Annotated in this window: 15 protein-coding genes and 1 riboswitch; of the genes, 10 read left to right on the top strand and 5 right to left on the bottom strand. The window is 70.8% G+C overall.

The genetic code is table 11. The features are described from left to right. The first annotated feature begins 24 nt into the window (after positions 1 to 24). The 3 genes from ACIQOE_RS06405 to ACIQOE_RS06395 all read left to right on the top strand — a co-directional run bounded on the left by ACIQOE_RS06405 (position 25) and on the right by ACIQOE_RS06395 (position 1,210). Positions 25 to 354: a DUF3618 domain-containing protein gene (locus tag ACIQOE_RS06405; RefSeq protein WP_351322973.1), complete on the top strand. Its 330-nt coding sequence runs from the start codon at positions 25 to 27 to the stop codon at positions 352 to 354. Between the two features lie 72 nt (positions 355 to 426). Further along, positions 427 to 729: a co-chaperone GroES gene (locus ACIQOE_RS06400; RefSeq protein WP_076089203.1), complete on the top strand. Its 303-nt coding sequence runs from the start codon at positions 427 to 429 to the stop codon at positions 727 to 729. Between the two features lie 53 nt (positions 730 to 782). Beyond that, positions 783 to 856: riboswitch (guanidine-III (ykkC-III) riboswitch) on the top strand. 33 nt (positions 857 to 889) lie between these two features. Further along, a complete protein-coding gene (locus ACIQOE_RS06395; protein WP_351322975.1) occupies positions 890 to 1,210 on the top strand; it encodes an SMR family transporter in 321 nt (106 codons plus the stop codon). A 31-nt stretch (positions 1,211 to 1,241) separates the two neighbouring features. On the opposite strand, the gene ACIQOE_RS06390 is transcribed toward ACIQOE_RS06395, so the two are convergent. Next, entirely contained in the window at positions 1,242 to 3,671 is a 2,430-nt protein-coding gene (locus ACIQOE_RS06390) for a transglycosylase domain-containing protein (protein WP_401409939.1), read from the bottom strand. Positions 3,672 to 3,925: 254 nt separating this feature from the next. Between ACIQOE_RS06390 and ACIQOE_RS06385 the strand changes: the two genes are divergently transcribed. From ACIQOE_RS06385 to ACIQOE_RS06370, 4 genes are all read left to right on the top strand, one after another. Next, positions 3,926 to 4,726, top strand: coding sequence for an ABC transporter permease (locus tag ACIQOE_RS06385; protein ID WP_401409937.1), 801 nt, complete (start codon positions 3,926 to 3,928; stop codon positions 4,724 to 4,726). A 79-nt stretch (positions 4,727 to 4,805) separates the two neighbouring features. Next, on the top strand, positions 4,806 to 5,570 hold the full coding sequence (locus ACIQOE_RS06380; RefSeq protein WP_365561220.1) for an ABC transporter permease: 765 nt from the start codon (positions 4,806 to 4,808) through the stop codon (positions 5,568 to 5,570). Between the two features lie 15 nt (positions 5,571 to 5,585). Beyond that, the gene (locus tag ACIQOE_RS06375; protein ID WP_351322978.1) at positions 5,586 to 6,584 is read left to right on the top strand and encodes an ATP-binding cassette domain-containing protein; all 999 of its coding nucleotides are present in this window, start codon (positions 5,586 to 5,588) and stop codon (positions 6,582 to 6,584) included. Positions 6,585 to 6,593: 9 nt separating this feature from the next. Beyond that, positions 6,594 to 7,307: a DUF1707 domain-containing protein gene (locus ACIQOE_RS06370; RefSeq protein ID WP_401409935.1), complete on the top strand. Its 714-nt coding sequence runs from the start codon at positions 6,594 to 6,596 to the stop codon at positions 7,305 to 7,307. Between the two features lie 183 nt (positions 7,308 to 7,490). On the opposite strand, the gene ACIQOE_RS06365 is transcribed toward ACIQOE_RS06370, so the two are convergent. Beyond that, positions 7,491 to 8,828 carry an SGNH/GDSL hydrolase family protein gene (locus ACIQOE_RS06365; RefSeq protein ID WP_401409933.1) on the bottom strand — a complete coding sequence of 446 codons (1,338 nt, stop codon included), beginning with the start codon at positions 8,826 to 8,828 and terminating at the stop codon, positions 7,491 to 7,493. A gap of 231 nt (positions 8,829 to 9,059) precedes the next feature. Between ACIQOE_RS06365 and ACIQOE_RS06360 the strand changes: the two genes are divergently transcribed. Together ACIQOE_RS06360 and ACIQOE_RS06355 are read left to right on the top strand one after the other, a co-directional pair. Then, positions 9,060 to 10,322 (top strand): DUF445 domain-containing protein, encoded by a 1,263-nt coding sequence (locus tag ACIQOE_RS06360; protein WP_399008596.1) that lies wholly within the window; start codon positions 9,060 to 9,062, stop codon positions 10,320 to 10,322. A 70-nt stretch (positions 10,323 to 10,392) separates the two neighbouring features. Further along, entirely contained in the window at positions 10,393 to 11,901 is a 1,509-nt protein-coding gene (locus tag ACIQOE_RS06355; protein WP_401409931.1) for an MFS transporter, read from the top strand. Here ACIQOE_RS06355 and ACIQOE_RS06350 read toward each other — a convergent pair. From ACIQOE_RS06350 to ACIQOE_RS06340, 3 genes are all read right to left on the bottom strand, one after another. Beyond that, a complete protein-coding gene (locus ACIQOE_RS06350) occupies positions 11,887 to 12,255 on the bottom strand; it encodes a cytochrome C oxidase subunit I (RefSeq protein WP_351322983.1) in 369 nt (122 codons plus the stop codon). The genes ACIQOE_RS06355 and ACIQOE_RS06350 overlap by 15 nt on opposite strands. Then, positions 12,252 to 13,946, bottom strand: coding sequence for a cytochrome c oxidase subunit I (ctaD, locus tag ACIQOE_RS06345; protein WP_351322984.1), 1,695 nt, complete (start codon positions 13,944 to 13,946; stop codon positions 12,252 to 12,254). The genes ACIQOE_RS06350 and ctaD overlap by 4 nt, the downstream gene beginning before the upstream one ends. A gap of 200 nt (positions 13,947 to 14,146) precedes the next feature. After that, entirely contained in the window at positions 14,147 to 14,599 is a 453-nt protein-coding gene (locus ACIQOE_RS06340) for a hypothetical protein (RefSeq protein ID WP_401409928.1), read from the bottom strand. 144 nt (positions 14,600 to 14,743) lie between these two features. Here ACIQOE_RS06340 and ACIQOE_RS06335 point away from each other — a divergent pair, with 144 nt between their 5' ends. Then, positions 14,744 to 15,703, top strand: a complete 960-nt coding sequence (locus ACIQOE_RS06335; RefSeq protein ID WP_351322986.1) for a helix-turn-helix domain-containing protein — start codon at positions 14,744 to 14,746, stop codon at positions 15,701 to 15,703. The last annotated feature ends 20 nt before the right edge of the window (positions 15,704 to 15,723 follow it).

Raw genomic sequence — 15,723 nt, 5'->3', positions numbered from 1 at the left:
CACGGCAGACTTCGGAGGCCTACGGTGGCGGAGACGTCGGACACCAGAACCCCGGCGCAGATCGAGGCGGACATCAGGCGACGCCGCGATGTGCTGGCCGAGACGCTGGACGAGATCGGGGTGCGGGTGCACCCGAAGACCATCGTCGGCGATGCGAAGGCCAAGGTCGCGGCCAACGTCGATCACACGCTCGGGCGGGCCTACGTCCAGGTCAACCGGGCCGTGAGCGAGGTGCGTGCCCAGTTCGTGGACGAGGAGGGCGCGCCGCGCCTGGAGCGCGTCGTGCCGGTCGCGCTGGTCGTTGTGGGCGTGGCCGGGCTGCTCGTGTTCGGCGGCCGACGGCGCAGGGGCTGAGCGGAAGCAGGTAGGTTCAGAGGCGTGAGCGCCAACAGGAACGACACCCATCACGACAAGCTGCCCATCCGGATGCTGCACGACCGGGTCCTGGTCAAGCAGGACACCGGTGAGGGCGAGCGCCGGTCCGGCGGCGGGATCCTGATCCCGGCCACGGCGGCCGTCGGGCGCCGGCTGGCCTGGGCCGAGGTGGTCGCGGTGGGACAGAACGTGCGCACGGTGGAACCCGGCGACCGGGTGCTGTACGACCCCGAGGACCGTGCCGAGGTCGAGGTGCGCGGGGTGGCCTACGTGCTGATGCGTGAGCGCGATCTGCACGCGGTGGCCGCCGACCGGTTCGAGGGCTCGGAGGATTCGACCGGCCTGTATCTCTGATTCGGTGGCCGGAAGGGGCCTGGTGACTGCGGTCACCAGGCCCCTTTGTCGTTTCTTTGCTACCTTCGAAGGAGCCAGCCCGACGAGACGCGCCGTACCGGGACCGTAGCGGAAAAGACGACGCACCCCCGTTCAGCGAAACATCTCGGAGGTGCCTGTCATGGCCTGGGTCCTGCTCGTCGTCGCCGGTCTGCTCGAAGTCGGCTGGTCGGTCGGCATGAAGTACACCGACGGTTTCACCCGGCTCGTCCCCAGTCTGTTCACCGGCGCCGGCATCGTCGCCAGCATGCTGCTGCTCTCGTACGCCGCCCGGACCCTGCCCATCGGTACCGCGTACGGCGTGTGGGTGGGGATCGGGGCGGCCGGGGCGGCGGTGTTCGGGATGCTGGTGCTGGGGGAGCCGGCCACCGCCGCGCGGATCTTCTTCGTGTGCCTGCTGCTGGTCGCCGTGGTGGGGCTCAAGGCGACCAGCGGTCACTGACCGGTACCGCGGTCATGGCGTCGGGCCGGACCTAGGGGATGCCGAAGCCGCCGCCGCCTCCGTCGTCGCCGGCCGTCGTCCCGGCCGGGCCGCCGTTGTCGCCGGTTCCGCTGGTCGTGCCGGTACTGGAGCCGTCGGTGGTGCCGGTGGACGTGCCGGCGTCGGTGCCCGAGGTGGTCGTACCGGCGTCCGTGCCGGAGGTCGTCGTGCCGGACGTGGTGGAGCCGTCGGTGGTGGAGCCGTCCGTGGTGGAGCCGTCCGTGGTGCCCGCGGTGGTGGAGCCGTCCGTGGTGCCGCCGTTGTCCTGGCCGCCGTTCGTGGTCCCGCCGTTGTCCTGGTCGCCGCCGGTGGTGCCGCCGTTGTCCTGGCCGCCGGTGCCCGGGGTCTCCGGGCTCTGGGTGGCCGGGGCGACGGTCTCGGCGCCGGACTGGAGGTCGAGGTCGAAGGCGGAGGCCACGACGCCCTTGAGGGCGGCCTTGGTGTACTGCGCCCAGATCTCGGTCGGGGCCCCGCCGCCGTTGATGCGGTCCAGGCCGAGCGCGCCGTACAGCGGCTTGTGGGCGGCGGTGACCGGGTCCTGGCCCATCACGGACACGACGGTGGCGAGGTCGGGGGTGTAGCCCGCGAACCAGGCGGCGGTGTCCTCCTCGGCGGTTCCGGTCTTGCCGGCCGCCGGGCGGCCGGCGCCCTGGGCGGCGGTGGCGGTGCCGTTGTCGACCACGCTCTGCAGGATGGAGGTGGTGGTGTCGGCGGCCTGCCGGCTGACGGCCTGCCTGCTCCTGCTCTTCGGCAGCGTGATCTCCTGCGTGCCGTCCTTGGTGACCTTCTCGACCATCGAGTACGTGCCGTGCTTGCCGTGGTTGGCGAGCGTGGCGTAGGCCTCGGCCATGTCCAGGACGCTGGCGGTGGCGGTGCCCAGCGCGATGGACGGGTACGGCTGGAGGTCCTTGGTGTCGGAGGGGATGCCCAGGTCGACGGCGGTCTGCTTGACCTTGGACGGGCCGACGTCGACGGCCATCTGCGCGTACACGGCGTTCACGGACAGGTCGGTGGCCTTGCGGACGGTGATCTGGCCGTAGGACTTCTCGTCCTCGTTCTCCGGTGCGTAGCTGCCGCCGGGCCAGCCCTGCACGGGCCGCTTGTTGGTGCCGTCGTAGTAGGTGTTCGGGGTGATGGTCTGGCCGGACTGGGTGGTGGAGTCGTTGTCGACGGCGGAGGCGAACACGAAGGGCTTGAAGGTGGAGCCGACCTGGAAGTCACCGCGGGTGGCGCCGTTGGTGTACTGCTTCACGTAGTCGATGCCGCCGTACATGGCGACGACCTTGCCGGTCTTCGGGTCGACCGAGGCGCCGCCGGCGCGCACGTAGGTGTCGGCCTTGCGGTTCTTCTTGTCGAGCTGGGAGATCAGCTTGTCGTCGACCGCCTTCACGAAGGCGTTCTGCTTGTCCTTCTCGATGGTGGTGGTGATGCGGTAGCCGCCGGCCTCCAGGGCGTCGGCGTCGACGATCTTGTTCTTGATCAGGTAGCTCTTGACGGCCTCGACGAGGTAGCCGCGCTGGCCGGACATGCCGGTGGAGGCGGTCTGCTCCTTGGGCATCGGGAACTTCATGCCGGCCCGGTCGGAGGCGCTGAGCCAGCCCTTCTTGACCATGCCGTCCAGGACGTAGTTCCAGCGCGCGACGGCGGCCGTCTTGTTCTCGGGGTGGGCGACGACGTCGTACTCGCTGGGCGCGTTGACGAGGGCCGCGAGGTAGGCGGCGCGTGCCGGGTCGAGGTCGGTGGCGTCCTTGCCGTAGTAGGCCTGGGCGGCGGCCTGGATGCCGTAGGCGTTGCGGCCGAAGTAGCTGGTGTTGAGGTAGCCCTCCAGGATCTCGTCCTTGGACTCGCTGCGGTCCAGCTTGATCGAGATGAAGAACTCCTTCACCTTTCGGGTGACGGTCTGTTCCTGCGCGAGGTAGTAGTTCTTCACGTACTGCTGGGTGATCGTGGAGCCGGACTGGGTGCCCTTGCCGGTCGCGGTGTTCCAGGCGGCCCGCAGCATCGCCTTGGGGTCGACGGCGGACTCGGTGTAGAAGTCGCGGTCCTCGGCGGCGAGCACGGCGTGCTGGGCGTCCTTGGAGACCTGGGCGAGGGTCACGTTCTCCCGGTTGACCTCGCCGTCCCGGGCCAGCTGGGAGCCGTCGGCGTACAGGTACACGTTGGACTGCTTGGTGGCGAACGCGTTGGCCGCCGGGATCTTCACCATCGAGTAGCCGAGGAAGAACAGTCCGATCAGCAGGAGTATGCCGATCACGAAGGTGCCGAGCAGCATGCGCCAGGTGGGGAGGATCCGCCGCCATCCGGTCCGCTTGGGCCGCTTCATCTTCTTCTCGCCCCCCTTCGTCTCCTGGACCGCCGTCGACGGTGCTGTCGGGCCTTCGCCGCTCTGGTTCGGCTGCTGCGGCTGCGGCTCGTCACTCATGGTGTGCGCGGACTCCTGTGGTGCGGTGCGTCGTACGTCCCGGCGGGCGGTACGTCTTCGGCGCAAACGGCGCCTTCGTTACGGGAGGCTACTCATGCCTCCTTTGATGAAGACTGTCCCATCCGCCGATCAGTTCCCTTACCACGGCACGCGTCGGGTGACCTCGCGCACTCCCGGAAAAGGGAAGGCGCGGCGGCCGGGTCTGCGCATAGGCTTCGGCGCTTCGGTGCCGACGGGCCGGGGAGGGATGGGGTGTGGGCGCGGGACGGTTGTACGCCGCCGTCGCGGCGGGAGGTTTCCGGCGATATGCGACGTACCGGGCGGCGACCGCCGCCGGGGTGTTCACGAACACCGCCTTCGGGATCATTCTCGTGTACACGTATCTGGCGCTGTGGGACGAGAAACCGCATCTCGGAGGCTACGACCAGGCGCAGGCGGTCACCTACGTGTGGCTCGGGCAGTGCCTGTACGCGACCCTCGCCATCCAGGGCGGCGGCGTGGAGAAGGACCTGATGGAACGGATCCGTACGGGTGAGATCGCGATCGATCTGTACCGTCCGGCCGATCTGCAACTGTGGTGGCTGGCGACGGACCTGGGCCGGTCGCTGTTCCAGTTGCTGGGCCGCGGGGTGATCCCGTTCGCCTTCGGCGCCCTGTTCTTCCCGATGGCGCTGCCCGCCGACCCGGCGACCTGGGCGGCCTTCGCCGTCTCCCTGCTGCTGGCCATGGTCGTCAGCTTCGGCATCCGGCACCTGGCGGCGCTGAGCGTGTTCTGGCTGCTGGACGGCATGGGTGTCAACCAGGTCCTGATGGTCCTGGGGATCTTCTGCTCGGGCATGACCCTGCCGCTGAACGTCTTCCCCGGAGCCCTCGGCGACGTCGTGCGGATCCTGCCGTGGGCGGCGCAGCTTCAGGTGCCGGCGGACGTCCTGCTGGGCGAGACGGTGCCGTGGAGCGCGTACGCCTTCCAGGCGGCGTGGGCGGTGGCGCTGCTGACGGCGGGGCGGCTGCTGCAGACGGCGGCGACCCGGCGGGTGGTGGTGCAGGGTGGCTGAGCGGGTGCCGGAGAGCGTCGTGGGGCCGCGGGCGTCACGGCCGGCGGAGGGCGTGCGGGCGTACCGGCTGATCGCCGCGATGTGGATCCGGTCGTCGCTGACCTACCGCACGTCCTTCGTCCTCACGATGCTCGGCAACCTGACGGTGACCGGCCTGGACTTCGCGACGATCCTGCTGATGTTCACGCAGGTCGACCGGCTGGGCGGCTGGTCCATGCCCGAGGTGGCCCTGCTGTACGGCCTGTCGACGACCGCGTTCGGCCTCGCCGACCTGGTCTTCGGCTCGATGGACGTGCTGGGCGCCCGGATCCGCGACGGTTCCTTCGACATCCTGCTGGTGCGGCCGGCTCCGGTGCTCGCGCAGCTCGGCGCGGACCGTTTCGCGCTGCGCCGGCTGGGCCGGGTGGTCCAGGGCGCTCTGGTGCTGGGGTACGCGCTGGCCGCGGTGCCCGTCGAGTGGACGGCGGCCAAGGTGCTGCTGGTGCCGGTGACCGTGATCAGCGGCGCGGTGATCTTCTGCGCGCTGTTCCTGGTGGGGGCGACGTTCCAGTTCGTGGCGCAGGACGCGGCGGAGGTGGAGAACGCGTTCACCTACGGCGGGACGACGCTGCTCCAGTACCCGCCGACGGTGTTCGGGCGGGACTTCGTGCGAGGGGTGACCTTCCTGCTGCCGCTGGCCTTCGTCAACTGGATCCCGGCCGCTCATCTGTTGGGGCGGCCGTATCCGCTGCGGCTGCCGGAGTGGACGGTGTGGTCTCCGCCGCTGGTGGCGGTGGTGTGCTGTGCGCTTTCGGGCCTGGCGTGGCGGGCGGGGCTCAGGTCGTATCGGAGCACGGGGAGTTGAACGGAGCACGGGGAGTTGACGGTGTTCATTGAGGTGGACGGGGTCGAGAAGGTCTTCGACGTCCGGCGCAGGACCGGTTTCCTGAAACGGGAGCGGCGGCAGGTACGGGCGGTGGACGCGCTCTCCTTCACGGTGGCGCGCGGTGAGATGGTCGGCTACATCGGTCCGAACGGCGCCGGGAAGTCGACGACGATCAAGATGCTGACGGGGATCCTGACGCCGAGCGGCGGCCGGCTGCGGGTGGCGGGCATCGATCCGTCGCGCGAGCGCACGAAGCTGGCCCACCGCATCGGCGTGGTCTTCGGCCAGCGCACCACCCTGTGGTGGGACCTGCCGCTCATCGACTCCTACCGGCTGATGCACCGCATGTACCGCATCCCCGACGCGCGGTACCGGCAGAACCTGGACCGGCTGGTCGAACTCCTGTCCCTGGAGAGCCTGCTGGACGTTCCGGTACGGCAGCTCTCGCTGGGCCAGCGGATGCGCGGCGACATCGTGGCGGCGCTGCTGCACGATCCGGAGGTGCTGTACCTGGACGAGCCGACGATCGGCCTGGACGTCATCTCCAAGGCCAAGGTCCGTGAGTTCCTGCGCGAGTTGAACACCGAGCGCGGCACCACGGTCCTGCTGACCACGCACGACCTCCAGGACATCGAGCAGTTGTGCTCGCGGGTGATGGTCATCGACCACGGGCGCCTGGTGTACGACGGTCCGCTCGCCGGCCTGCACGAGGCGGGGGAGAGCGAACGGACCCTGGTGGTCGACCTGGAGCGGGAGTTGCCGCCGGTGGTGGCGGGCGGTTCGGCGCGGGTGGTGAAGGTGGAGGGACCGCGGCAGTGGCTGGCGTTCCCGGCGTCGGAGTCGGCGGCGCCGCTGGTGGCGCGGATCGCGGCGGAGTACCCGCTGGCCGACCTGTCGGTGCGGGAACCGGACATCGAGACGGTGATCGCGAAGATGCTGCGCGGTCCGCTGGGGGAGCCCGACGGCGTAGTGCCGGGCGACCGGAACTCGTAGTCTGCACTCATGACCGACGAAGCCCCTCAGCTGCGCGCCTCCGACGCCGACCGCGAACGGGTCGCCGAGATCCTCAGGGACGCCCTCGCGGAGGGCCGGCTGGACATGGAGGAGTTCGAGGAGCGGCTGGAGGCGACGTACAAGGCCCGTACGTACGGCGACCTGACGCCGATCACCAGGGACCTTCCGGCTGGGGCGGCACCGGCGGTCTCGCTGTACAAGGCGCCGGTGGACCGGGGCGGTTGGGGCGGCCGGATCGTGGGCGGCGAGGGCTCGTCGACGTGGGCGGTGGCCGTGATGTCCGGCTTCCAGCGCAAGGGCCGCTGGACGGCGCCCCGGCGCTTCACCTGCGTGGCGTTCTGGGGCGGCGGCGAGATCGACCTGCGCGAGGCGAACTTCGCGGACCACGAGATCGAGATCAACTGCGTCGCGATCATGGGCGGGGTGAACGTCATCGTGCCGCCGGGCGTCGAGGTCGTGATGCGCGGCATCGGTGTCATGGGCGGCTTCGACCACCGCGAGGAGGGCACCGTGCCGGACCCGGCCGCGCCGCGGGTGATCGTGACGGGCTTCGCCTTCTGGGGCGGCGTCCAGGTGGAGCACAAGGTCACCAGGGCGGAACGCCGACGCCTCAAGGAGGAACGCCGCCAGGAACAACTGGACCGCAGATCCTCCCGCCGCGAACTGAACGAGTCCCGCCGCGACCGCCGCGACGATCACTGACCTGGGCCCCGCCCCACCGAGCCCCGCTTGTTCCCACCCTCACCCCACCCCACCCAGGGGCGCGGGGAACTGCGCGCCAAGCCCCCACGGCCCCGCAGATCCCCACGGCCAGCAGGAACCCCCTGCCCCGCAGGAACCCCCTGCCTCGCAGGACCCCAGCCCCGGCAGCCCCCTCCGGCGAGGTCAGAGCGTCACCGACCCCCCACCCCTCAGATCCGCCAGCGCGAACACCTCCGCCATCCTCGCGAAACCCCCGTCGTTCGGGTGGAGATGGTCCCCGGAGTCGTAGTACGGCCGGAGCCGGTCCGGCGCGTACGGATCCCGCAGCGCCTTGTCGAAGTCGGTCACCGCGTCGAACACCCGCCGCGACCGGATCCGCGCGTTGATCTCCTGGCGAACCGTTTCCTTGGCCGGTGACCAGCCCAGATGCCCCTGGAACGGCATCAGCGTCGCCCCCACCACCTTGATCCCGCGCGCATGCGCCGCACGGACCAGCGTGCGCAGCCCGGCGACGACCGCGTCCGGGTCGGCCAGCCGGCGGTTGCGCAGGATGTCGTTGATCCCGAGGTCGATGACGACGACCTTGACGTTCGGACGGGACAGGACGTCACGGCTGAAGCGCCCGACCCCGCTCTCGTTCTCCGCCGGCCGCCCCAGCCCGTCCGCGAGGACCTGGTTGCCGCTGATCCCCTCGTTGACCACGCTGTAGCGCGGCACGTCGGATCCGGCCGCGAGGGCCTGCCGCAGCCGCGCCGCGAGCACGTCCGGCCACCGCCGGTTCGCTCCCGTCGTCGAGGTGATCCCGTCGGTCAGCGAGTCCCCGAACACCACGACCGTGCCGGCGGAGTCGTCGCTGAGCACGTCCAGCGCGGTGAGGTAGCGCCAGTACGGCGTCTGCCCGGTGTACGCGTCCGCGCCCGCGTCCTGCGTGTGGTCGCCGTCGGCGACGTACGACGTCTGACGGGCCCGCGGGTGGTAGGTGACCGGCCCGGACGGCGTCGGCGAGTACGTCGTGACCAGCACGTCGTCGCCCCGCTCCACCCGGATCGGCACCACGTCGCTGACCACCTGCCCGCCCGCCGGGACCACGACGGACGCCGAGCCGCCGAAGGTGAGCCGCCGCAGCGTCCCGGCGTCGGCGGCCGCCGTGCCGTGACCGGCCGCGAGGGCGATCGAGGCGCCGGAGAAGGTGAGCGCCGACTGCCCGTACAGGTTGGAGAGCGTGATCCGGGCACTCGTACCGGAGGCGGTCGGGTGCACCACGTTGCGCACCGAGCGGCCCGCCAGCCCCTCGGTCTCGGTGCCGGGTTCGCCGCCCACCGGGGACGCCGACCAGGCGCCGACCCAGGTGCCGGCCGAGACGGGTGCCGCCGAGACACCGTGACGGCGGCCGCCGTCCGGGACGGCGGCGCGCGGGGAGGTACCGCCGGCGGCTACACCGGCGTAGAGGGCGGCGGACAGGGCCACGATCAGCGCGGCGACCGCACTGAGCAGGGCGTAACCGTGGTGACGCCGGGGCATGCGTGTTCAGTTCTCCTCGAACGACGGGCAGGGCGCCGTCGCGCGGACCTGCCGGAGTTTTCCGAAGAGAGAGACGGTGGGAACTCCTGTTCCGTTCCAGGAGTAGGTCAGGAAGAGACAATATGTGCGGGATCACCACGAGGGTGGACCGGCTGCGAACGGGTGGAGCAGATGGCGGAACGTACGGAAGCGCCGGACGGCGGGACGGAGAGCGCCCCGTCCTACAAGTCCATGAACGCCTTCACACCCGCCGACGAGGAGCGCCGGCGCGGGGTGCGGCGCATGAAGGCGACGGCGACCGGCCTGCTGCTGTTCGTCGCCGTGGTGTACGTGCTGGCCAAGTGGGCGTCCGGCGCGGGCGCCGGTTCCTGGGCGGACTACGTGGCCGCGGCGGCCGAGGCGGGCATGGTCGGCGCGCTCGCCGACTGGTTCGCGGTGACCGCCCTGTTCCGGCACCCGCTCGGCCTGCCGATCCCGCACACCGCGATCATCCCGACCAAGAAGGACCAGCTGGGCGTCTCGCTGGGCGAGTTCGTCGGCGAGAACTTCCTCTCCCGGGACGTCGTGCGCCAGCGGCTGCGCGCCGTCGGCATCGCGAGCCGGCTCGGCGCGTGGCTGGCGGAGCCGAAGAACGCCGACCGGGTCACCGCGGAACTGGCGACCGCGCTGCGCGGCGCCCTGACCGTGCTGCGCGACTCCGACGTGCAGGCGGTGGTCGGCGAGGCGATCACCCGGCGGGCCGACGCCCAGGAGATCGCCCCGGGCATCGGCAAGATGCTGGACCGGGTCGTCGCCGACGGCGGTCACCGGCGGGTCGTGGACCTGGTGGTCGGCCGGGCGCACGACTGGCTGGAGCTGCACGCGGACTCGGTGATGGACGCCGTGCAGGGCGGCGCGCCCGGCTGGACCCCCCGGTTCGTGGACCGCAAGGTCGGCGAGCGGGTCTACAAGGAGCTGCTGCGCTTCTGCACCGAGATGCGGGACATGCCCTCGCACCCGGCGCGCGGCGCCCTCGACCGCTTCCTGGCCGACTTCGCGAACGACCTGCAGTCCGACACCGAGACCCGGGCCCGGGTCGAGCGGCTCAAGGGCGAGGTGCTGGGCCGCGGCGAGGTGCAGGACCTGATCGCCTCGGCCTGGACGGCCGTACGGTCCATGATCGTCTCGGCGGCCGAGGACGAACGCAGCGAGCTGCGGCTGCGCGTGCGCGCCTCGCTGATCTCCCTGGGGGCCCGGATGGCGGGCGAGGCCAAGGTCCAGGACAAGGTCGACAGCTGGGTCGAGGGCGCGGCCGTGCACGTGGTGTCGACCTACCGCAAGGAGATCACCTCCCTGATCACCGACACGGTGGCGGGCTGGGACGCCGAGCACACCACCCGGAAGATCGAGGCGCACATCGGGCGTGATCTGCAGTTCATCCGGATCAATGGCACGGTGGTGGGGTCGCTGGCCGGAGTGCTGATCTTCACGGTGTCGCGGGCGCTGGGCGCGTAGGCGCTTCGAGGGCCGGGGGCGGGGCACCCGAGCCAGGATGTCGGTTCCCTTCCCGGTCGAGGAGGCGCGGATGGCTACGGGTGCGGACGTGGGCGTGCACGGGGCGGACGGCTCCGGCCGGACGATCACCACCCGGATCCCGGCCCGCCTGGACCGGCTGCCCTGGTCCCGCTGGCACTGGACGATCGTGGTCGGCCTGGGCACCGTGTGGATCCTGGACGGCCTGGAGGTCACGGTCGTCGGCAACATCGCGAGCCGCCTGTCCGAGCCGGGCAGCGGACTCGATATCTCCTCCTCCCAGGTGACCGGCCTGGCGGCCGCGCTGTACGTGGCGGGCGCCTGTGTCGGAGCGCTCTTCTGGGGCCGGCTGACGGACCGCCACGGCCGCAAGAAACTCTTCATGATCACCCTGGTGGTCTATCTGGCCGCCACCGCTCTGACGTCGCTCTCCTTCGCCCCCTGGTGGTTCTTCACCTTCCGCTTCCTGACCGGCTTCGGCATCGGCGGCGAGTACGCGGCCATCAACTCCGCCATCGACGAACTGATCCCCGCCTCCTACCGCGGCCGCGTGGACCTGGCCATCAACGGCAGCTTCTGGGTGGGCGCGGTCGGCGGCTCGCTGCTCTCGATCGTCGCGCTGAACACGGACTTCCTGGCCAAGGACGTCGGCTGGCGGCTGACGTTCGCGCTGGGCGTGGTGCTGGGCCTGGTCATCCTGCTGGTACGGCGCAACGTCCCGGAGAGCCCGCGCTGGCTGCTCATCCACGGCAGGGAACAGGAGGCGGAGGAGATCGTCTCCTCGATCGAGCGCCGGGTGGAGGCCGAGAAGGGCGAGCGGCTGCCGGAACCGGAGAAGGAACTGGTCATCCATCAGCGTTCCGGCGTCACCTTCGGCGAGATCGCCCGCACCGTCTTCCACGACTACCGGCGCCGGGCCGTCCTCGGTTTCTCCCTCTTCATCGGCCAGGCGTTCCTCTACAACGCGATCACCTTCGGCTTCGGCACGATCCTCACCACGTTCTTCGACGTGCCGACGGGCGACACCGGCTACTACTTCGTGGTCATCGCGGTCGGCAACTTCCTGGGCCCGCTGCTGCTCGGCAAGCTCTTCGACACGGTGGGCCGGCGGGTGATGATCTCGTCGACGTACCTGCTGTCGGGGCTGCTGCTGTTCGGCACGGCCTGGCTGTTCGACCGGGGCGTGCTGACGGCGGGGACGCTGACGGCGTGCTGGTGCGCGGTGCTGTTCTTCGCCTCGGCGGGAGCCTCCAGCGCGTATCTGACGGTGTCCGAGATCTTCCCGATGGAGACCAGGGCGATGTCGATCGCCTTCTTCTACGCGCTCGGCACGGCGGCCGGCGGCATCAGCGGCCCGCTCCTGTTCGCCGACCTGACGGGCACCGGGAAGGTCTCCGACACGGTGCTCGCCTTCGAGATCGGCGCGGGCCTGATGTGCGCGGCGGGGCTGGTGGCGGCGTTCTGCGCGGTGAACGCGGAGCGGCGGTCGCTGGAGGACATCGCCACCCCGCTGACGGCGGCGCCGGCGGGTGGCGCGAAGGGGCTCTCAGCGCCCCAGTGACACCGCCGCCGTCAGGAAGGCGGCGCCCCCGCACACGGCCAGCGTCCAGCCCGCGCAGCGGGCCCGCAGCGCGCGGTAGCGCCGCTCGTACTCGCCCCGCAGGGACACCGCGCGGGCGGCGACGCGTTCCAGGTCCTGCCGGGCCCGCCGCAGGCTGTCGTCGACGTAGTGGCGTTCGATCTCGTCGCGCTGGGACGTGGTCAGCCAGTCCATGCGGCGGGTGAACTCCCGCGCCCGCTGTTCGGCCTCGGCGATCCGGGCCCGCCACAGCAGGTATCCCTCCACCTGGTTGCCGAGGTCCTGGCCGGCTTCCCGGCGCGGTCCGCCGCCCACGCGATGCCCCGCGTCCGTCATGAGTGGACGCCGTGGGCCTCGGCCTCGACCGCGGCGATGTCCGGGTGGTGCAGGTCGAACGCCGGGGATTCGCTGCGGATCCGCGGCAGGGTCACGAAGTTGTGCCGCGGCGGCGGGCAGGAGGTCGCCCACTCCAGCGAACGGCCGTAGCCCCACGGGTCGTCGACGCCGACCGGCTTGCCGTACCTGGCGGTCCGCCACACGTTGTAGAGGAACGGCAGGACCGACAGGCCGAGCAGGAAGGAGCCGATCGAGGACACCGTGTTGAGGGCGGTGAACCCGTCGACCGCCAGGTAGTCGGCGTACCGGCGCGGCATGCCCTCCGCGCCCAGCCAGTGCTGGACCAGGAACGTGCCGTGGAAGCCGATGAACAGCGTCCAGAAGGTGATCTTGCCGAGCCGTTCGTCGAGCATCTTGCCGGTGAACTTGGGCCACCAGAAGTGGAAGCCGGAGAACATCGCGAAGACGACCGTGCCGAAGACCACGTAGTGGAAGTGGGCCACCACGAAGTACGAGTCGGAGACGTGGAAGTCCAGCGGCGGCGAGGCCAGGATGACACCGGTCAGACCGCCGAACAGGAACGTCACGAGGAAGCCCGTGGCCCACAGCATCGGCGTCTCGAACGACACCGAGCCCTTCCACATGGTGCCGATCCAGTTGAAGAACTTCACGCCGGTCGGCACCGCGATCAGGAACGTCATGAAGGAGAAGAACGGCAGCAGCACGCCTCCCGTGACGTACATGTGGTGCGCCCACACCGTCACCGACAGGCCCGCGATCGCGATGGTCGCCGCGACCAGGCCCATGTAGCCGAAGACCGGCTTGCGGGAGAAGACCGGGAGCACCTCGGTCACGATGCCGAAGAACGGCAGCGCGATGATGTACACCTCTGGATGGCCGAAGAACCAGAACAGGTGCTGCCACAGCAGCGCCCCGCCGTTCGCGGCGTCGAAGACGTGCGCCCCGAACTTGCGGTCCGCCTCCAGCGCGAACAGCGCGGCGGCGAGGACCGGGAAGGCGAAGAGGACCAGGACGGCGGTCAGCAGCACGTTCCACACGAAGATCGGCATGCGGAACATCGTCATGCCGGGTGCGCGCATGCAGATGATCGTGGTGATGAAGTTGACCGCGCCGAGGATGGTGCCGAAGCCGGAGAAGGCCAGGCCCATGATCCACATGTCGGCGCCGATGCCCGGCGAGCGGACCACGTCCGACAGCGGCGAGTACGCGAACCAGCCGAAGTCCGCGGCACCCTGCGGCGTGATGAAGCCGGCGACCGCGATGGTCGAGCCGAACAGGTACAGCCAGTAGGCGAACATGTTCAGCCGCGGGAAGGCGACGTCGGGCGCGCCGATCTGCAGCGGCATGATCCAGTTGGTGAAGCCCGCGAACAGCGGCGTCGCGAACATCAGCAGCATCACCGTGCCGTGCATGGTGAACGCCTGGTTGTACTGCTCGTTCGAGATGATCTGCAGACCCGGCCGGGCGAGCTCGGCGCGCATGATCAGCGCCATCACGCCACCGATCAGGAAGAACGCGAACGACGTGGCCAGATAGAGCGTGCCGATCGTCTTGTGGTCGGTGGTCGTCAGCCACTTCACCACGACATTGCCGGGCTGCCGGCCTCGCAGCGGCACCTCGCTGTCGTAATGGGGGACGGCGGAGGGCTCGGGGTCGTTGACAACGGTCACCGGTGTGTGTCTCCAGACGCTCGCGGTTCGCCCGCACCATGGCGTGATCCTCGGGCCATCCTGGCGGCTCCGGGCGGCGAGAGAAGCCCTGAGCCGCCCGCATGCGGCCGAACGGGTGGTCAGGCCCCACGGGTGGAGCAAACCCGCCACCCTCCCGGGGCCCGGCGGCCGGTGTGCCGGAAGCCCGGAGACGGACCGGATCAGGCGCCGGTCGTCGACCCCGGCCGTACGATCATCAGGACCGTCACGGCCGCCCAGAGCAGGTTGAACATCCCGGTGAACATGGCGAGTCGGGCGGTGGCCTCCCGGGGCCCGCCGCCGCTCTCCAGCAGGGCGCTCTGCCGGGGCAGCACCAGGACGGCGAGGACGGCCGCGGCGAGCGCGGTGAGCGCTATGGAGATGATCAGCCAGGCGCTGCCCAGCACGTGCATGCTGCTCGCCGTGGCGAACCCGAACACCGGGACGACGACGCCGACGACGGCGTACACCCGGCAGATCCGGTACAGCAGCCGGAGGGTCTCCTGGGCCCGGACGTCGTCCGGTGCCTCGAAGGACCGGCGGGCGGCGGGCGGGAACATGCTGGCGGCGACGGTGACGGGACCGATCGCGACGATCGCCGCGAGGACATGGACGGCGAGAAGGAACTTGGTCACGGCGACGACCGTAGGCGGCCGGAGGATCATGGAGAAGCGGCAATACTGCCACCGGTCCACGGATTCTCGCCAGCACTCGTGTCGCCGTCCCTGGAGACGGGGACCGGGATGGGCGGAATTCCGTCGAGCGGCTAGGTTCCTGCCATGCACACCGTCGCGGTACTCGTCCTGGACCAGGTCATCCCCTCCGACTTCGCGATCCCGATCGACACCTTCGGCTGGGCCCGGCTGCCCGACGGCCGGGACGCCTACCGGGTCCGGGTGTGCGGGCGGGCGGGCGAGGTGACCGCGGCCGGCGGCGCGTTCACGGTGCGGGCGCCGTACGGGCTGGACGCGCTGGCCGAGGCGGACACGATCATCGTGCCGGGTGTCGCGGATCCCGCGTACGCCCTCCCGGACGAGGTCGCCGACGCCCTGCGCGCGGCCGCGGCGAACGGCACGCGGATCGCGTCGGTCTGCGTGGGCGCGTTCGTCCTCGCGGCCACCGGCCTCCTCGACGGCCTGCGCGCCACCACCCACTGGGCCGCGGCCGACGCCCTGGCCGCGCTGCACCCGGACATCGACGTCGACCCGAACGTCCTCTACGTCGACAACGGCCGGCTGCTGACCTCCGCGGGCGCGGCCGCGGCCCTGGACATGTGCCTGCACATGGTCCGCACCGACTACGGCTCGGCGGTCGCCGCGCACACCGCCCGGATGTCCGTCATGCCGCTGGAACGGGAGGGCGGCCAGGCCCAGTTCATCGTCCACGACCAGCCGCCGGCCCCGGCCGGCACCACCCTGGAGCCGCTGCTGGCCTGGCTGGAGGACCACTGCGACCGCGACCTGACCCTGGAGGAGGTCGCGGCCCGTGCCGGCATGAGCACCCGCACCCTCAACCGCCGCTTCCGCGACCAGACCGGCACGACGCCGCTGCAGTGGCTGCACCGGGCGCGGGTGCGCCGGGCGCAGCACCTGCTGGAGACCACCGCGCACCCCGTGGAACGCATCGCGGCCCAGTCCGGCTTCGGCTCCCCGACCGCGTTCCGGGAACGCTTCCGCAGAGTCGTCGGCACCAGCCCCCAGGCCTACCGCCGGGCGTTCCGCGGCGCCGAGGCGTCCTAGGCCGTGTGTCGAAAGTGGAT

This window comes from Streptomyces sp. NPDC091282 (genome assembly GCF_044757385.1).
Taxonomy (GTDB): Bacteria; Actinomycetota; Actinomycetes; order Streptomycetales; family Streptomycetaceae; genus Streptomyces; species Streptomyces gramineus.
This window is presented reverse-complemented; position numbering and strand designations above follow the sequence as displayed.

What these genes read in the sequence shown, in the direction of transcription:
- ACIQOE_RS06335 (WP_351322986.1), top strand. Translation starts at nt 14,744, where the DNA reads ATGCACACCGTCGCGGTACTCGTCCTGGACCAGGTCATCCCCTCCGAC.
- ACIQOE_RS06390 (WP_401409939.1), bottom strand. Translation starts at nt 3,671, where the DNA reads ATGAGTGACGAGCCGCAGCCGCAGCAGCCGAACCAGAGCGGCGAAGGC.
- ACIQOE_RS06365 (WP_401409933.1), bottom strand. Translation starts at nt 8,828, where the DNA reads ATGCCCCGGCGTCACCACGGTTACGCCCTGCTCAGTGCGGTCGCCGCG.
- ACIQOE_RS06395 (WP_351322975.1), top strand. Translation starts at nt 890, where the DNA reads ATGGCCTGGGTCCTGCTCGTCGTCGCCGGTCTGCTCGAAGTCGGCTGG.
- ACIQOE_RS06360 (WP_399008596.1), top strand. Translation starts at nt 9,060, where the DNA reads ATGAACGCCTTCACACCCGCCGACGAGGAGCGCCGGCGCGGGGTGCGG.
- ACIQOE_RS06355 (WP_401409931.1), top strand. Translation starts at nt 10,393, where the DNA reads ATGGCTACGGGTGCGGACGTGGGCGTGCACGGGGCGGACGGCTCCGGC.
- ACIQOE_RS06400 (WP_076089203.1), top strand. Translation starts at nt 427, where the DNA reads ATGCTGCACGACCGGGTCCTGGTCAAGCAGGACACCGGTGAGGGCGAG.
- ACIQOE_RS06380 (WP_365561220.1), top strand. Translation starts at nt 4,806, where the DNA reads ATGTGGATCCGGTCGTCGCTGACCTACCGCACGTCCTTCGTCCTCACG.
- ACIQOE_RS06350 (WP_351322983.1), bottom strand. Translation starts at nt 12,255, where the DNA reads ATGACGGACGCGGGGCATCGCGTGGGCGGCGGACCGCGCCGGGAAGCC.
- ACIQOE_RS06370 (WP_401409935.1), top strand. Translation starts at nt 6,594, where the DNA reads ATGACCGACGAAGCCCCTCAGCTGCGCGCCTCCGACGCCGACCGCGAA.